General features: G+C 41.1%; 11 protein-coding genes. 1 reads left to right on the forward strand and 10 read right to left on the reverse strand.

Annotated features, from left to right (window positions below; genetic code table 11):
- From M1R56_RS06900 to M1R56_RS06935, 8 genes are all read right to left on the reverse strand, one after another.
- On the reverse strand, window positions 1-1,805 hold a 1,805-nt coding region (locus tag M1R56_RS06900; protein ID WP_248035270.1), incomplete at its 3' end, for a G5 domain-containing protein.
- 571 nt (window positions 1,806-2,376) lie between these two features.
- A complete protein-coding gene (locus tag M1R56_RS06905; protein ID WP_049549039.1) occupies window positions 2,377-2,622 on the reverse strand; it encodes a DUF3165 family protein in 246 nt (81 codons plus the stop codon).
- Between the two features lie 19 nt (window positions 2,623-2,641).
- Window positions 2,642-4,483, reverse strand: a complete 1,842-nt coding sequence (typA, locus tag M1R56_RS06910; RefSeq protein WP_248035272.1) for a translational GTPase TypA — start codon at window positions 4,481-4,483, stop codon at window positions 2,642-2,644.
- A gap of 106 nt (window positions 4,484-4,589) precedes the next feature.
- Window positions 4,590-4,901, reverse strand: coding sequence for an RHS repeat protein (locus tag M1R56_RS06915; RefSeq protein WP_248035274.1), 312 nt, complete (start codon window positions 4,899-4,901; stop codon window positions 4,590-4,592).
- Window positions 4,902-5,040: 139 nt separating this feature from the next.
- Window positions 5,041-5,751, reverse strand: a complete 711-nt coding sequence (locus tag M1R56_RS06920; protein ID WP_248035276.1) for a TipC family immunity protein — start codon at window positions 5,749-5,751, stop codon at window positions 5,041-5,043.
- Window positions 5,748-15,272 (reverse strand): DUF6531 domain-containing protein, encoded by a 9,525-nt coding sequence (locus tag M1R56_RS06925; RefSeq protein ID WP_248035278.1) that lies wholly within the window; start codon window positions 15,270-15,272, stop codon window positions 5,748-5,750. The genes M1R56_RS06920 and M1R56_RS06925 overlap by 4 nt, the downstream gene beginning before the upstream one ends.
- The gene (locus M1R56_RS06930) at window positions 15,256-15,882 is read right to left on the reverse strand and encodes a hypothetical protein (protein WP_248035281.1); all 627 of its coding nucleotides are present in this window, start codon (window positions 15,880-15,882) and stop codon (window positions 15,256-15,258) included. The genes M1R56_RS06925 and M1R56_RS06930 overlap by 17 nt, the downstream gene beginning before the upstream one ends.
- Window positions 15,882-16,580, reverse strand: coding sequence for a class B sortase (locus tag M1R56_RS06935; RefSeq protein WP_248035283.1), 699 nt, complete (start codon window positions 16,578-16,580; stop codon window positions 15,882-15,884). The genes M1R56_RS06930 and M1R56_RS06935 overlap by 1 nt, the downstream gene beginning before the upstream one ends.
- 475 nt (window positions 16,581-17,055) lie before the next feature.
- Between M1R56_RS06935 and M1R56_RS06940 the strand changes: the two genes are divergently transcribed.
- The gene (locus M1R56_RS06940) at window positions 17,056-17,781 is read left to right on the forward strand and encodes a pseudouridine synthase (protein ID WP_248035285.1); all 726 of its coding nucleotides are present in this window, start codon (window positions 17,056-17,058) and stop codon (window positions 17,779-17,781) included.
- A gap of 43 nt (window positions 17,782-17,824) precedes the next feature.
- Here the strand turns inward: M1R56_RS06940 and M1R56_RS06945 are convergent, their stop codons facing one another.
- Entirely contained in the window at window positions 17,825-18,013 is a 189-nt protein-coding gene (locus tag M1R56_RS06945; protein WP_248035289.1) for a DUF4190 domain-containing protein, read from the reverse strand.
- The coding region (locus M1R56_RS06950) for a hypothetical protein (protein ID WP_248035291.1) at window positions 17,940-18,224 on the reverse strand (285 nt) is incomplete at its 5' end. The genes M1R56_RS06950 and M1R56_RS06945, both read right to left, overlap by 74 nt.

Genomic DNA, 18,224 nt, shown 5'->3' on the forward strand with positions numbered 1-18,224 from the left:
TCATAGGCAACTGCTTCTGTCGTAACTTCCAATTCTGGTTTATCTTCAACAAGACTTGGAGCACCTTCGCTTGGAATTGAAGTGAACTCTACCTTAGTGCCTACTGCTATGATTTCTGATACAGGGGCGGTGGTGACTTCATTAGAGACCTGCTTGCGATTTTCCTTACCATCTACAGTCGTCACTTCCTTTAAAATAGTGCGCTCGCCAGCTACTCCTGCTCGAACAACACGAGTTTGGCCCTTAAGCAAGTCCGGATCTTCCTGATGAATAGTATCATAAGCAACGGCTTCTGTCACAACTTCAAGCTCTGGCTTCTCTTGGACCAAGCTTGGAGAACCTTCACTTGGAATTGAAGTGGATTCTACCTTAGTGCCTACTGCTATGATTTCAGTAACTGGCGCCAAGGTTACAGTGTTGGATTTGACTTGGCGGACTTCCTTGCCATCTACAGTCGTCACTTCCGTTAAGATAGTACGCTCACCTGATAGGCCTGCTTGAATAATACGAGTTTGACCTTTAAGCAAGTCTGGATCGTCCTGATGAATAGTATCATAGGCAACGGATTCTGTTGTAACCTCAAGCTCTGGTTTCACCTCGACCAAGCTTGGTGCACCTTCACTTGGGATTGAGGTGGACTCTACCTTAGTGCCTACTGCGATAATTTCTGATACAGGGGAGGTGGTGACTTCATTGGAAACTACTTTACGAGTTTCCTTACCATCAACCTTGGTGACCTCGGTTAAGATGGTACGCTCGCCTGCTACGCCTGATTGGATAAGGCGAGTTTGACCCTTAAGCAAGTTTGGATCATCCTGATGAATAGTTTCATAGGCAACTGCTTCTGTCGTAACTTCCAATTCTGGTTTATCTTCAACAAGACTTGGAGCACCTTCGCTTGGAATTGAAGTGAACTCTACCTTAGTGCCTACTGCGATGATTTCTGATACAGGGGCGGTGGTGACTTCATTAGAAACTACTTTACGGGTTTCCTTACCATCAACCTTGGTGACTTCGGTTAAAATAGTACGCTCACCTGCTACGCCTGCTCGAACAACACGAGTTTGACCCTTAAGCAAGTCTGGATCTTCCTGATGAAGAGTATCATAAGCAACGGATTCTGTCGTAATTTCAAGCTCTGGTTTCACCTCGACCAAGCTTGGTGCACCTTCACTTGGGATTGAGGTAGAGTCTACCTTATCTGCTTGTAGGGAATGAGGTTTTGTATCTTCAGTCTTAGAAATTTCCTCATTTTCTCTTACAAAGTAATAACCTGTAAATTCATAACCCTCAATCCTTTCTGGACTAGGCAAAAATTCTCCTACAACTGTTTTGACAAGAGCTGGACGAAGCTCCACTAAGTTCTCCAAGGCAGAAACCGATAGAGCAGTCCCACCCACAGCCAAAACTGTCACTAGAAAGAGAGAGGCTCCCTTTCTCTTTTTAATGAGAGTGAGCGAAACTAACAAGATTCCTGTACCTAGCACAGGCAGGATAGCATTTGAAAACAAGCCAGTATCCGGTAACTTCGCAGTAGATTTACGGTAGACGAAGTAATAATCCTTACCTTCCTCCACTTGGATAGCATTCTCTTCAAACCAACGTAGTTCAGCCTTCAAAGATTCAGGCAAGTCTTTATCTTCTACATAGTGTGACACTAGCTGAGGAATCCTTTCCTCTGCAAGCACAGTATTTCCACTTGTGCTTACAAAAAATAAACTCGTTCCTAATAAGACGGAACAAGTTCCTACTGCATACTTTCTCAAAGAAAAGCGTTGTTTTTCTTTAACATGATGTTGTTTCATGACAAACTCCAATTTTGTATCTATTCCTTCTCACAGTATATCAAAAATAGTAGACTCCTACAAAAGATTTGAATAATAAAATTGCCATAGCTAGCTTCTTTATCCAATTTTAAAGAGATACATCCTTATCCTTTGTAAAGATTCGAAGTTCGAGCTTGATTTCTTCAATGTTCTTCCAATATTCTGCCACTGAAGGAAAATCTAAGAAGGGAAAGATATAGTTAATTGAAATAAGATATGAACAAAGAGGTTAGGAAAGTCAAAACAATTTCTAATAAATGTTTTAGAATCCATGGCGTGCTACTCTAAGTTCAATCCACTATAACAATGATATAGTTGATTGAAATAAGATATGAACAGAGAGATTAGGAAAGTCAAACTAATTTCTAGAAATATTTTTAGCAGTTGTAGTGTACTATTCTAGATTCAATATACTATACAAGTCGATTAACTTTTATTTCTTTGTTACAGAGTAAAAAAAACACAAGTGAAATCAGTTTTTCTGACTTCACTTGTGGTATGTTTAATAAATATCTTTACTGAATTCTAGCAGAACTCCACAGACGTTTACCTATCTCTTTTTCACCGACATTAAGGATATATCTCGCAAACTAAAGTAAGCAAGGACCAGCATGGCTACTGTAATAAAGAATTCTGTTGGTAGCTGAAAGATTTGCAGGATGGACAACATGAGCAAAATCACGAGGGAAACGAGACCAAAAACAAGAATTACAATATTAACCGTTCCCTTGATACTTTGAGGTGTCGCAAATATATAGAGTAAGAGTAATAAAATCCCTATGATTAAATAGACCATTTTCTGCTCTTTCTAGCTCTTATTCAGCTGATTTTTTCTTTTTGTTTGCTTTCTCACGCTCTGCCTTGTTAAGGATTTGTTTACGCAAACGAATAGATTCAGGCGTTACTTCCATGTATTCATCATCGTTCAAGAACTCAAGTGATTCTTCAAGAGTCAAGATACGAGGAGTCTTGATAACCGCTGTTTGGTCCTTAGTTGCTGAACGAACGTTAGTCATTTGTTTCGCTTTCGTAATATTAACAGTCAAGTCATTTTCACGAGAGTTTTCACCGATGATCATTCCTTCGTAAACCTCAGTACCTGGGTTAACAAAGATTGTTCCACGTTCTTCGATAGACATGATAGAGTAAGTCGTTGCCTTACCAGTATCGATAGAAACAAGGGCACCACGGTGACGTCCACCGATTTCACCTGGAATCAATGGCAAGTATTGGTCGAAGGTATGGTTCATGATACCGTAACCACGAGTCATTGACAAGAACTCAGTTGAGTATCCAATCAAACCACGCGCAGGAACGAGGAAGACCAAACGAGTTTGACCATTACCAGTTGAGATCATATCCAACATTTCACCTTTACGTTCAGAAAGGCTTTGGATAACGGATCCTTGGTATTCTTCAGGTGTGTCGATTTGCACGCGTTCAAATGGTTCACATTTGATGCCATCAATTTCTTTTACGATAACTTCTGGACGAGATACTTGAAGCTCATAGCCCTCACGACGCATTGTTTCGATAAGGATTGATAAGTGCAATTCCCCACGTCCTGATACAGTCCATTTATCTGGTGAGTCAGTTGGTTCAACACGAAGAGAAACATCTGTTTGCAATTCTGCTTGAAGGCGCTCTTCAACCTTACGAGAAGTGACCCATTTACCTTCACGACCAGCAAATGGTGAGTTGTTGACCAAGAAGGTCATTTGAAGTGTTGGCTCATCGATGTGAAGAACTGGAAGAGCTTCAACTGCATCTGTTGGAGTGATGGTTTCGCCGACAAAGATATCTTCCATACCAGATACGGCAATCAAGTCACCAGCTTTGGCTTCTTGAATTTCACGACGTTCCAAACCAAAGAAACCAAAGAGTTTTGTGACACGGAAGTTCTTAGTTGTACCATCCAATTTAGAAAGGGTAACTTGGTCCCCAACCTTTACACTACCACGGAAGACACGTCCGATACCGATACGACCTACGAAGTCGTTGTAGTCAAGAAGTGACACTTGGAATTGAAGGGGCTCATCTGAGTTATCGATTGGAGCTGGAATGTGGTCGATAATAGTGTCAAAGATCGGCGCCATAGTCTTTTCTTGGTCTGCTGGATCATCTGACAATGAAGAGGTTCCGTTGATCGCTGACGCATAAACAACTGGGAAGTCAAGCTGGTCATCATCCGCACCAAGCTCGATGAAAAGTTCCAAGACTTCATCCACTACTTCTGCTGGACGAGCTGATGGCTTATCGATTTTGTTAACCACAACGATAGGTACAAGGTCTTGTTCCAAGGCTTTTTTCAATACGAAACGAGTCTGTGGCATGGTTCCTTCGTAGGCATCTACGACCAAAACAACACCGTCAACCATTTTCATGATACGTTCAACTTCTCCACCGAAGTCCGCGTGCCCTGGTGTGTCCATGATGTTGATACGAGTTCCGTTGTAGGCAACTGCTGTATTTTTCGCAAGGATGGTAATTCCACGCTCTTTTTCAATATCGTTTGAGTCCATTGCGCGTTCTGCCAACTCTGTACGCGCGTCAAGAGTTTCAGATTGTTTCAACAATTCGTCAACAAGGGTAGTTTTACCGTGGTCGACGTGGGCGATAATCGCGATATTACGGATATCTTCTCTTAATTTTGTCATGATTTCCTCTATTGTATTCAAAAATTTATTTTCTAACTGAACAATTATACCACAATTTTGAGCAAATGACTTAACTCAAGTAAGTGTAAATGTTTTCAAAAGATCGTTATTCTGCTATAAATTGAAATTCAGTAGAAAAGGCATATTCAACTAATGTACTAAAGTTACGGAAAATAGTACAGCTGATGGTTTTCCCATCGGACTTGGTTACTTTTTCGAGCTGGTTATTGACATTGTAGGTATAGGTCTCCTTATCTCCAAGACTGGTCATGCGCTCCACTAGATTGGAAAGCTGGTCATAGCTGTAGCTTGTGACCTTACCATTTCCATTCGTAACCGAAGTGGCATTGCCCACACTGTCGTAGGTATAGCTAGAGGTAGAAGCCTTCTCTCCACTTCCTTGTGTTGCTGTAAGCAACTGATCCTTTAGGTTATAGGTGTGACATAAAACTCTCGAAGAAATCCTTCCCCGAGAGTTTTTGCATGTTTGTATTACAACAGAAGATAGCCGTTTAATATAGAGCAACTAAATACTGAGAGCCTAAAAATCGGTTAATCTATTCAGAAAAACTTAGTGGCACAATCTCTACATCCCCAAGATTGTCAACTGAATAACGTTGACTGCCATTTTTAAACCAGCGTTCTAGAACGACATCATAGAGCATGAAGCGGGATTTTTCTTTAATCCAAGCTTCATCAATCCCATAAGGCTTTAAATACTCTAGTGCTTCGTTGGGATTAGTTAAGTAAAAATTTGGTTTTTCCACAGTGCCCGCTCTCTTAAAATACGACTCCAAATTTATCTCCCCGCTATCCTTATTTCTTATATTATACCCAGCTAAGTAGTATGCCAGTGAACTTTTAGAATCCGAAATTTCGATAGTTTGGTTAAGATTTTTATTCTTATAATTGTATCTAATAAATAGATATCTCCCATCAGATAATAGTTGCTGGTATTCAATAATAAAAGTTTCTTCAAAACCTACAATCACTTCTAAACTTTCATTTTCAGACAATCCTGCATCAAGTCCTATAGGAATTATCCAGTCTGGATCTCTAAACGATTGACTCCCGTCAACGGCTTTACTAAAATCAGCAAGTCCAGGTAAAACACCACTATGGGTTTCTGCATAGTTCATTTCCAAAAAAACATTACTTAAAGATTCATACACTCCCTTATAATAATTCTTTTGATAGACACGATATAGACCAAACAAAGTTAGAAAAACTAATAAAATTATGAGTACGATTTTTAAAAATTTTTTCATCTACCTTTTTCCTTACTTAAATCTTGGATAAACTGATAAGCAACATTGTTCTTCTCTTTTAACATCTCCATTGCTTGGGTATCATCCTGATGATTGATTCCTGTCTCTTTATAAATTTGCTTTTTAACATACTCCATTCCACCTATATTCTTTAAAAATTCAGATTCCCTTGAATAGCTATTAGTAGAAAGTTGATCATAGTATTGATTAGTGGCTGCAACATAGGATATTCTCTGATTTTTCATGATAGATATAATATTAACTGCATCAAGGTCTGCCTTATAATCAGGTATATTCATACTTGGAGTATTACCGATTGTCACATCTCCTAACCAACCAGATAGGTCATTAGTATGTTGGTGACTATTACCCCAATATCCTTTTCTAAGCCCTTCAAAATTCGCAAGACGATTTTTGTTATCGTATAAATTAGTTGCAGTAGTAATACTTTGATGGGCGAAATCTGTAACAGTCTCACCCCCAGTATTGGCTCTCTCATACTGTTCATTTATCCTAGCTTGTATTATCTTATATTCCTCTCCAGACAATCCGAAACGGTTCATTTGTTCTTCTATGGTGTGATGGGGTTTAGCTCCACCTGTTGAACCTGGTCCAGCAGTTCCATTCCATTTAACAATATCCTTCAAGTATTCTAATACAGAATCGTTCCATTGTGCATTCTCATCGTTATAAATGATTCCACCTACTAAACGATTATAGACATAATCGGCATTTCTACCTTCTTTTTTCTCAATATTTTTATATAATTTCCACAATAATTCTGAAGTTTCTTCATCAAAACCATATTGTTTTTTAAGATTTTGCTTAAACTCGTATGCTGAAACACTATAATCATCAACCGAGTTGGCCTTATTTTCTCCCTTATCGGACGCACCGATTGTTTTTGGATCACAGACATGTTTCAAGGTGTTTTCTAATGCCGTATTCCAATTCCGATATAGATTTAGACCTTCTCGGATTGTTGGCGAAGACTTAATGCCTGTAGCTATCGCATAGGCAGACTGGATCACTTGTTGGCGCTTAGCTTCTATCTGTGCTGCCACTAGTTGATATTGATGTTGTACATAGTCACTGGCACTATTGTAGGCCGTTTGAACCTTATTCCACTGTCGACTACCCCAATTAACCGCACGATTGTATTGGGTGCTAACCCAGTTAGTCGCATAATTAAAGGCACTCTTGGTCGCATTCCAAGCCTTGGATGCGACACTCTTCACACCATTCCAGGTGTTTGAGGCCACTCTTTTCACAGTATTCCAAGTATTAGATGCAACCTTTTTCACACCATTCCATGCATTAGAGGCTGTCTTTTTAACATAGTTCCAGCCTTTTTTGATACTGTTCCAGAAGTGCCCACTCGGGTCGGTATAGTTGACGGGGTTGTTCTGCACATAGCTGTAACGGTTCTGGCTGAGAGGGTCTGTTTCCTCACCTGGATAACTATCCTCGGTTAAGAAAGTACCTCCCTGACTATCATAATACCTTGCGCGTAAATAGTCAAGTCCAGTATCGTCACGGGCTTCGCCGTTATAGGCGAATGGATTCCCTGTTGTATCTGTGCTTGTCTTTCTTGCTCCATAGAGGTTATAGCGACTGGATGCGACGGCTTGTCCATCCTTGGTCAAACCTGTCACAGAGCCTGATTGGTTGGTCAAATAGTTGTAGCTGTCACCTGTTTGGTTGTTGAGGTAGCTAGCTCGACCCTGACCATAGCTATAGGTCACACGAGCCTTGCCATCATGATCATAGGTTTCGAGGACTTCTGTATGTTCACGATTGACATCGTTGACATAGTTGCGTTCCTCGTAGTAGTTGTAGGTATCCTCTCGTGTGGTGTAAGGGATCAGGACATCCTGAACCTGACTGGCATAGGTCACTTCTCCCTGACCCGGTAAGTTACCGAGTTCTGGTGGGTTGACCACGATCCCTTCCTTACTTGCTCGATCCTTAGCCACTTTCTGGTGATAGGCTCTCGACACATCGTCAAAGATACTGTGCCAGATGCTTCCTACTGTCTGTGGTAGGGTGGATAGAGCTTGGAGGACATTCTGACTAAAGCCATACCAGAAGAGGGAGTTTTCTTCCCCACTTGGGGCTGTATATGGCGACTTACGACCTGACTTGCTTTCCTTTGGCTTGCGTTGGAAGAGTTGATATGTGTTCTTGCCTTCCTTGCGACTAGCAGTGAAGACACGATTATCATCTCCGTCGTAAAGTGCAGCCATGAGAAGACCCTTCTTGTCCTTGATCGCAAGCAAGCGGTTCTCTGTATCGTAGATATAGTCTAGCTTCTCTGAGTTCTTCTCAGAAGCGATGCGATTGCCATTCTTGTCGTAGGTATAGGTGATAGTGCCATCTGGACCTTCTAGTTTGGTCAAGCGGTTATGGTCATCATAGGTAAAGCGTGTCTGGCTCTCCTTACCATCGACTGTCTCGGTGCTGGTCAGTTTATTACCGGCTAGGTCATAGGTGTAAGAGAGCTTGGAGAGTTCCTTACCAGATGCATCCGATACGGTCATATTTTCCACTTGACCCAGAGTATCGTAAGTATAGGTATGGACTAGGGTTTCGCCATCCTGCTTGATGGTTTCCTTGGCGATATAGCCACCATCATCATACTCATAGCCGTAGCTGGAGATGAGTTTGTCCTGCTTGTCCATGTGACGGAGTTCGGTGAGGCGGTGAGCCTTGTCATAGGTCAAGAAGCTCTTGGTTCCATCTCCTCGATTAACTTCCGTCAGATCCCCTGCTGGGTTGTAGCTATAAGTGGTCTGTTGTCCCTTGACATCTGTCACGGAAGTGAGACGATCCAGTTCATCGTAAGTATAAGAGACTGTGCTACCATCTGGGTAAATCATCTTCGAGATATTGCCATAGGCATCATACTCGTACTGAATCAGGCTACCATCTCCCTGACGAACACCCGTGATCTCGCCTTCTTCGTTGGTCGCGTACTGACTAGTTCCTGTCAGGTCACTCATAGACACCCGACGACCATCCGCATCATAGGTATAGAGGACTTGACCATCTTGCTTTTCAGAATACTCCACCTTGAGTAGTTGATCTAGCTTGTTGTAGTCGTAGCTAATGGTTTTCCCATCGGACTTGGTTACTTTTTCGAGCTGGTTATTGACATTGTAGGTATAGGTCTCCTTATCTCCTAGACTGTTCATGCGCTCCACTAGATTGGAAAGCTGGTCATAACTGTATCTTGTGACCTTGCCATTTCCATTCGTAACCGAAGTGACATTGCCCACACTGTCGTAGGTATAGCTAGAGGTAGAAGCCTTCTCTCCACTTCCTTGTGTCGCTGTAAGCAACTGATCCTTTAGGTCATAGGTGTAGGTCTTGACACGCTTGCTTCCGGATGTGACACTGGTGAGGTTGCCATTGGCATCATAGGTCATACTTGCGACGCCGCCAGCTTCATCTGTGATTTTCGTGAGATGGTTATCGTGGTCATAGCCATACTTAGTCCACTGGCCTGCCGTATCGCTTTCTGAGGTGAGGCGATTGAGGCTATCATAGGTCCGCTTGGTTACTTGACCGAGAGGATTCGTCTCCTCAAGGAGATTACCGTTCGGATCATAGGTATAGGTCGTTTCGCGCTTGCCATTGATGGTTCGTTTGGTTACCTGACCGACTGGGTCATAGCTTGATTCTACTGTTCGACCAGTTGGCGTTTTGATCGTTTTTAGTTGATCAAGGGTCGTATAGTCAAAAGTGGTTGTAGCACCTGACGGCTTGATCAGTTTGGCTAGGTTCCCCGCTTCATCGTAGCTATACTTGGTTTCAAGGTCAAGGGCGTTCTTAGCCGTTAAGAGACGACCAACCTTGTCATAGCTATAGTGATTGCTTCGATCGGATTGGTCTGTCTCTTGCACCAAGTTCCCAGACACATCATAGCTATAGGTTTTCGATAGTCCCTGTGGACCTGTTTGCTTGGTGAGACGTCCCAAGGCATCATAGGCGTAGGTGTATGCTGCCTCATTTGGTAAGGTGCGTTTGGTCACACGACCATAAAGGTCATTGACATAGTTGGTGCTATGACCGTTGGCATCTGTTTCTTTTGCCAAGCTACCTGTAGTGTCATAGGCATACTGATCCTCTCCACCTGTTGGACGTTTCTTACTGCTGACACGGTTCATACTGTCATAACTGTAGGTCGTTGTATGTCCTTCGCCACTCGTTTCGCTCAAACGATTTCCCAAAGCATCATAGCTGAAGCTTTGCTTGCTTCCTGTTGGAGCTACTGTTTCGATGATTCGTCCTAATGGGTCGTACTTAAAGGCTGTCGCTTGACCATTTGGATCTGTATAGAGTACCAATTTTTTATTGGCATCATAACCATAGCTACTTGAATGGCCATTGGCATCGGTCATTTTAGAGAGGTTGCCAAGGACATCATATTCGTAAGAAGAGGTATTGCCATCAGCATCCGACTCTGTCACCACTCGGTTGAGAGCATCGTAGCTATACTTGGTTTCACGTTTCAGATGATCGACGATCTTAAGCAGATTGCCGTTTTGATCATAGTGATAAGTCTTGGTCTTACCTTCTTGGTCTGTTGAACTTGCGACATTGCCCATGACATCATAGGTAAAGGTTTCGCTGGTCTTATCTGCGTAGACCACCTTAGTCAGTTGGTTGTCACCATTATAGCTATATTGGGTAACCTCACCCAAGCTGTTGGTTAAAGTGAGACGATTTCCTGCCTTATCGTAGGTGTAGGTCTCATTGAGATCCTGATTATCTTTTTTGTTCACTACTCGGTTGGCGGCATCGTAGCTGTACTCTGTTACCAAACCACTAGAATGCGTCTGCTTGATGAGACGATCAAGGGCATCGTATTCTTGTCTTACGGTAGTTCCGTCTGGAAGAGTCACTTCTTCCAGTTGAGCCGTTGAGGTATAGGTCATATTAGTGACATTGCCATTGGCATCGGTGACCTGAATCGGATAGCCCAGTTCATTATAGGTATACTGAGTCTTACCACCCAAGGCATCTGTCAATTCTGTCAACTGTTCCATCTGGTTGTAGGCCATCTTAGTGACATTGCCTAAACCATCTGTAATACTGGAAACTTGATTTTGGCCTGTATAAGTCGTGCTAGCAGTATAGCCTGCCGCATCTGTAAGACTATTTTGATTGCCATTGGCATCATAGGTCATGCTGGTGCGGTGACCCAAGGCATTGGTTGTTGCGATCAGGCGCCCTGCCTTACTATATTCATAAGTCGTTTCTTTTCCAAGGGCGTCTGTCATGGACAGGATATTCCCCATCGCATCCAACACATATGAAACACTGCTACCATCTGGGTAAGTCACACCTGTCACATTTCCCGATGCATCATAGGTATAGCTGGTAGTCTTTTTCTGTTTGGTTTCGCTAAGTTTATTTCCAACACTGTCATAGGTGTATGTCACTGTCTGACCTGCTTCATCGGTGTAAGATAGCACACGACCCATGATATCATAAGTAGTCTCTGCCTTTGTACCGATTGGATAAGAAACTGAGGTTACATTTCCTGCCGCGTCATAAGTATTTTGAGTAACTTGACCTAAAGCATCTGTGATAGTTTTAACGGCATTGTTTCTATCATCATAAGTCAAGCTGCTACTATTACCTACTTCATTGGTTCGAGTGACAATTCGACCCAACGCATCACGAGTAACGGTAGTTGTTTGCCCTGAAGCATTGGTTTCTGTTAGGAAACGACCCTTACTATCATATGTATAGCTAGTAGCGTGTCCTTCTGCATCAGTCACGGAAAGCTGGTTTCCAACACCATCATAAGTGTAACTATAGGTTCCACCTTCTCCATTCGAAGCACCGATTTTACGGCCAAAACCATCATAGGTGAAGGTAGTCGTATTACCATTGCCTTCTGTCACAGCTGTCACTTGACCTGCCTTATCAAAAGTATGGCTCGACCCAACACCATCGGCATCTTTTTCGCTCAGCTTGCGACCTTCTGCATCATAGGTGAAAGTCTTGGTCCCACCGAGAGGATTCGTAATGCTAGTGACTTGATTGTGTGCATTATAGGTAAAGGTTGATACGCCTCCCAAAGGATTAGTGAGGCTTACCAGATTCGCACCTTCATAGGCAAAGGAAGTTGTATGCCCCGCCGCATCTGTTGTAGACAAGATGCGCCCTTGCTGATCGACAGTATAGGTAATCTTAGACCCATCTGGCAATGTTGTCTGGATTAGATTGCCATTGGCATCATAGCTATGAACTGTTGATGCACCACTAAAGTCAGTGAGAGACAGAAGATGGTTCTTCTCATCATAGCTAGAAGTTTTTACCGCACCGTCGAAACGCGTTTCTGTTAAGGTGTTTCCATTGCTGTCATAGGTGTAGCGAGTTGTTTGCCCCGCTTCATTCGTCACGCTTGACAGACGGTTGTTTTCATCATACGTTTTTGAGACACTAGTTCCATCTGCATAGCGAATGCCAGTTGTGCGATATTGCTCATCGTAAGTATATACGGTTTGATTGCCATTTCCATCGGTAGTGATTGTCTGACCTTCACTATAAGAAAGAGTTGAAACAGCACCTGCACCATCTGTTTGCTTAATGACACGATTTTCCTCATCGTACTCGTTTTGGATAACCTTGGTCCCATTTCCATCATACCAGGCTGTCATACGTCCCTTATCGTCATATTCATAACGAGTAGGAACTCCCGTCGCATCCGTATAGGTGGTCAAATGACCATTCGTGTCATATTCATAGGTCAAAGTTGAGCCATTAGGGATTTGAATCGCACCAATATAGCCATCTGTATTATAGGTGATACTATAAACCAAGCCTGTAGGAGATGTGATCTTGGTCAGCTGGTAATTTTCATTATAATCAAAGCTTGTTTTATTACCTTTTTCATCCGTCTGGCTCGTTAAGAGTCCGTGATAGTTAAAGGTTTTCTCTTGATGATTGTGATCAACAATTCGGTATTCCTTTACATCATAGTCTTCTTTTTCGTCTCCGCCAAAGTCACCCTTCTTCGTTTCAACTGTTTTTACTTCGAGAGTGAGGTCATAGCCACTTGGAGCACGATATCCATCTCCATCCTTCGCAAACTTCAGGATGGAACCGTCTGTACGAGTATAGTAGATATTTTGATCTTCATCGCTTGATAACTGTTCATTAAAGGCAAATGACCAACCACGTCCAAAGAGACTATTGATGCCTGCTGCTTTAGAATTATAGGCGCGAGTAATTTCAAATTTACCGTCAACATCAGTGATAGAAACATCTGTTCGATCTAGGTAGAAATTCCCCGTGTTTAGATTGATTGGCTCAAATCCAAATTCACAGTGAAGGCCACGCCCCATTAAAAGCCTGTCTATTTCCGCCTTGGTGTTGGATGTCAAAGCTGGTGGATTATAAGGTTTGTCGGCATTCTTTCTTGGATTACGAATAAAAAGGGTGTTATTTTGCACAAGCATCATATCTTGGATACGATTATCGTAAGCAAGTTGATTGAGTGGTACTCCATAGTATGCCGCAATCTTTGGAAGGGTATCAAACTGGGTAACTTTGTAAATCAAGAATGTATCACTTGATTTTTTACCACTAGTTTGACCATCCTTTTTACTCTCTGCGTCAATCGTATAAACCTTGTTTAGTTCAGGTTCTGTAAAAGGCACCTGAGTCTGCCAGTTTGAAAGCTTGTCTTTATATTTGGTCGTTCCTTTTTCAAAGGCTGCATCAAAGGAACTACTATCTGGGTATTTGTAAGAAAAACTTGCAGAACTTTGACCCTTGTAGTCTTTCGCAGTGTCACTTAGGTTATAATCAACCTGAGCTCCCGGCGTTGTCAGACCATCCGCAAAGACACCCTGGAATTGCAACTTTCCTTTCTTATCTGTCTTCACCATTGTCCGAAGATTGATGGTTGTGTTCCCTATTGGATAATTAACATCAACTGGATCTGGAACGGACCAATTAATCGTCAAACTCGGAGCCTTGTCTGGAGTAAACCCAATCTGTCCTGCATTTTCTGCCGTCGCTTCAGTTGTATAGAAAGCACCACCGTCTGAGCCTTCGTCGGTTGCAGCTACAACTAAACCATAGTTTGGTTCCAAACCTTGAACCCATGCATTTACAGTCTCGCGGATATCAAAGTTATGCATCCCAATCTTTTTACCACTGGTCGCATTCTTTCCTGCGATTTCCATATCAAGGCCCACAGAAGTATCCCATGTGAGGTTATTAATATCAAAGTCTTGTTTCAAGCGATAAGCTGCAAACTGGGTTGATTGAGAATCTGGAGCAGTGTATTCATAGATATTTAAACTCGCACTATCAATACGCGCTTCCTTAGGAATACTCTTTTGAAAATCGTAATTAATCTTAAAGTACATCCTTGCACGCCCGATGTCACGAACACCTGGAACACCCGCCATTCCGATCATTTCGGCTGTTAGATATCCAACATACCCATAAGAGTAACCTTGATATTGCCCATGTACAGATGAGGTAACAATGTCAAGAATTTTTTCTCGTGGAACTGTTACAGTCGGGTCTATCCGAACAGGATACTTACGTTCAGAATCAGACAACCACTCTTTACTAGCTGTGACTGTCACTTCATGACGTCCATCCCCTTTTTTCAATCCAAGGGTTAAGGCATTACTTGTAGCGCCTACACTATCCACCATCATTGGGGCAGTTAGTACAAAGAGGATTTTTGTTTTCCCCTTTTCGCGAACAAGGATTTGATTGTCTTTCAAAGAAACATCATACTTAGATGCATCCAAACCATAAGTAAAGGAGTTCTTCCCACCCCACTCGGCTAAGATGATTTCTTCTTTGACTCCATTAGGCTGTACCGTATATTGCACATCTGTTTTGCCATCGACATTGTTGTATAAGATCGCATTCTTTTCTACAGTTGCTTGTTCATATGTTTTATCAAGCGGATACAAAGAAATTTTATCATCCTTATGTGTAATATCAATGGGAGTCTCTTTCTTAACTTCACTCGGGAGAACCACACCTACTGGAGATTCTTTTGGTATATAATAATGCTTCCCATTAGCATGATAATAATAAAGAGATAAATCTACAGGAACTTCTACCCCTTCTTTATCAATATATGTTTTGATATCACTACCGATATGCGTCACAAAGTGAGTATCATCAACCCGAAACAGTTGTTCTTGCCCACTAACCGCTACTGGTGCCCCGTATTGTTTTTTCAGTTCTGCCTCTGCCTTACTCTCTCCATTGACCACTTTGGGCTGTTGAAGGGCATCTCCACCATCTTTTGCTGGTTTTGATGAGGAGTCAACACTTGTCGAACCTTCCGTATTTGCATTTTCAGAACTAACAGTCTGGCTACTCGCCTCTGTAACAGCTTTTTTATAAGCTTCCTCAGCCTGGCCTTGTTTAATTGCTTGGTTTATTTCTTCCGCATAGATCAACGGCATGTTAGAAACAAACAAACTCAGCAATAATAACCACTGTATGGACTTACGCAGTCTTTTCATCATCATTCTCCTTTGTAAGATAAATAAAATAATAAAGTGTAAAAATTAAAATAAGAGCATCGCCGATGGATAAAACGAAAGAACCTAGTATTGGGAACCAAACAGCAATAGCTAAACAAAAGGCGACAATAAGCATGGATACCAGAACAGGTAGTCGCAATTGATCTACCCTACTTTTAATTGGTAAAGCTTTGTAAATACTAACCAGACTATAGGATAAGATTACTTTAAGAAAAGTTTGTACAATTGTAGTAAATGCCCAGATAGCAATCTTGACATGGCCATATTCCAAACTTGTATGATCGTATAAAACTTGACCCAAACCTCCGATGAGGATGCCACATAAAATTGCACTAAACAAGTAAATCAGAATAGTGTGATTTAAACGTTTATCTGATCGGTACTGCCTATAAAACCAGATTGTTATTGGAAAAATAAGAACTGTTCCTATTATTAAAAATAGTAGGCTGAATAAGGTTAGAATGAGTGATAAACCTTCCTCGACTATCACAGGGGAAATCGCACCTGTAAATAGAAGGCGTTGCCCCACTCCTAAAAACAGTAAGCCAGTAGCTAGTCTCCAAAACCTTGAGAGTCTTAATATTTTCATTATTCACTTGTCCTTTCTTTAACACTTTTTAAACGAGCAGTAACCACAAATCGTTGATCATTTCCAGTAGCATCACAGGTTGATAAGATTAAAAATCGATCTTTTTGAGGATCAGTAGCAATCTGACGATAGAATCCCCCATAGTCTGATGTTCTTATCTGTAATGTTTCTAAATAATATCTGAGGCCTTCTCGACTTCCTAATTTGAATGTATGAAAAAGATGATCATCTGTATAAGAGTGAGCTGCCATCACCTCATATTCAAAATGTTGAGTCAAGGTGTCAATCGTAATACGTTCATGCTCCTTAAAAAAAGCTGGCTTCGCAAAATAATCTAAAGACCCAAACATCGAATCATCTAACATAGCATGTCCGTAGATAATCGTGACAGGATCTTCAAATGTTTTTTTGTTAACCAGCTCTGTAAATATAGCGCCATAATAGGTCTCTTCACCATCTATATCATGAGAAAGGTAATAAGCATCATCCCTTGGATGCTGAGCAACCGGGTAATCTATTCGAGTCCCTTCAACTGTTAGCCAAGCAAAGACATCTGGATTCTGATGAAACTTCTTCTCAACTGCGTTTTGAGAATGTTGTTCCACAGCCATCTGTTCAAAGCCATCTAAGACTTTTAAACCTAAAAATAACACCACAATTATTATAATTAGTGATAAACTAAACTTCAAAATTTTCATGTGCTCGCTCCCATACTATCATTGTATCAGAAATCTGTATGCTTTGTAAATCCATTTTTTGTATAAAACGCCTTTTTGTTACAATATTTAGGAATTTTTGTATTCCCCTATTGTAAAATGAAGCCTAACAGAAAAGATAGGTTCATCTAATATACTAGAATTACAAAACTCTATAATAAACGATGGATATGTTTATTTTTTTATTCTGATCAAAATTATTCATACAAACTCTGATTTCAAATTTATGCATCAGAAAGGATTGAAGCTTTTTGAAAGAATTCGTTACATTGACCCACTCAAAAAAAGAAATCCAAAAGATTCCTAGCTATAAATCTGCCAAAAACTATCGAGCTAGTCCAAATAACTTAAAAGATTCTCGATAACCATATGGACTAATTTGTCACGCTTGGCTTGACATTGCAAAAAAATTTCTTTCTCTTTTCAAAAATCCCGACTTGTGATAAGATAGGCTGGTATGCGTTTAGATAAATTATTAGCCCAGGAAAAAATCAGCCGTAAGGCCATGAAACAAGCTCTTCTGAAAAAAGAAATCTTTGTAGATGGACACCTTGCTCGTTCCCTTGCACAGAATGTTGATACAGGGTTGCAAGAGCTGATTTTCAAAGATAGAAAAATCCAAGGATATGATCACACCTACCTCATGCTACACAAGCCAAATGGAGTCGTAACTGCAAGCAAGGATAAAAAACTCCCAACTGTCATGGACCTTCTTCCTCAGCATCTCCAGTCTGACCAACTCTACGCCATCGGCCGTCTGGATCGGGATACGACGGGTCTCCTCCTCTTAACGGATAATGGTCCCCTAGGTTTTCAACTCCTCCATCCTCAGTATCATGTGGATAAAACTTACCAAGTAGAGGTCAATGGGCCACTAACTCCCGACCATATTCAAGAGTTTAAAGATGGGATTGTCTTTCTTGATGGAACTATCTGTAAACCTGCTCAACTTGAGATTTTATCCTCAAGTCCTAGTCTCAGCCAAGCCACCATTACCATCTCTGAGGGGAAATTTCATCAGGTCAAAAAAATGTTCCTCTCAGCCGGTGTCAAGGTCACTGCTCTCAAACGAGTTCAATTTGGAGATTTTATATTGGACCCTGAACTAGCAGAAGGTGACTTCCGACTTCTAAACAAAGAAGAATTACAGGTTATTAAAAATTACTTAGAAAACAGTGGATAAAACAAAAAAAGCTTTAAACAAATAAAGCTTTTTAAAATCTAATTTAGCGTATAAATACCATGACACCTAAAATAAAGTGAAGTGCAGAAATTACAATCCCTAGGATGGACAGATTTTTTTCTATCTTATAGTCAAGCCCAGATTCTTTTTGATGTGAGTTAGCTAAGACTAGACCAATAATACCCAAAATCAAACTTACCACCGGCGACAGCAGACCAAGAATGATAGACAAGATCCCTAAAACAAGTGACGCTTTTTTCTTTTCTTGCATATTCTAAAAACTCCTTAAACTCATACAAATGAATAATACTATAAAAATTAGTTTTATCAATTGGATAAAACAAAAAAAAGCTTTTAAAGATAAAGCTCAGAACGAAGACAAACGTCATTTTTGGTGTTTGTCTTTTTCTGTTTTCAAAAATATTTTGTCTCATCATCTGATA

Origin of the sequence: Streptococcus sp. oral taxon 431, assembly GCF_023115445.1 — a bacterium.
Lineage (GTDB): Bacteria > Bacillota > Bacilli > Lactobacillales > Streptococcaceae > Streptococcus.

What these genes read in the sequence shown, in the direction of transcription:
- M1R56_RS06905 (WP_049549039.1), bottom strand. Translation starts at nt 2,622, where the DNA reads ATGGTCTATTTAATCATAGGGATTTTATTACTCTTACTCTATATATTT.
- typA (WP_248035272.1), bottom strand. Translation starts at nt 4,483, where the DNA reads ATGACAAAATTAAGAGAAGATATCCGTAATATCGCGATTATCGCCCAC.
- M1R56_RS06920 (WP_248035276.1), bottom strand. Translation starts at nt 5,751, where the DNA reads ATGAAAAAATTTTTAAAAATCGTACTCATAATTTTATTAGTTTTTCTA.
- M1R56_RS06925 (WP_248035278.1), bottom strand. Translation starts at nt 15,272, where the DNA reads ATGAAAAGACTGCGTAAGTCCATACAGTGGTTATTATTGCTGAGTTTG.
- M1R56_RS06930 (WP_248035281.1), bottom strand. Translation starts at nt 15,882, where the DNA reads ATGAAAATATTAAGACTCTCAAGGTTTTGGAGACTAGCTACTGGCTTA.
- M1R56_RS06935 (WP_248035283.1), bottom strand. Translation starts at nt 16,580, where the DNA reads ATGAAAATTTTGAAGTTTAGTTTATCACTAATTATAATAATTGTGGTG.
- M1R56_RS06940 (WP_248035285.1), top strand. Translation starts at nt 17,056, where the DNA reads ATGCGTTTAGATAAATTATTAGCCCAGGAAAAAATCAGCCGTAAGGCC.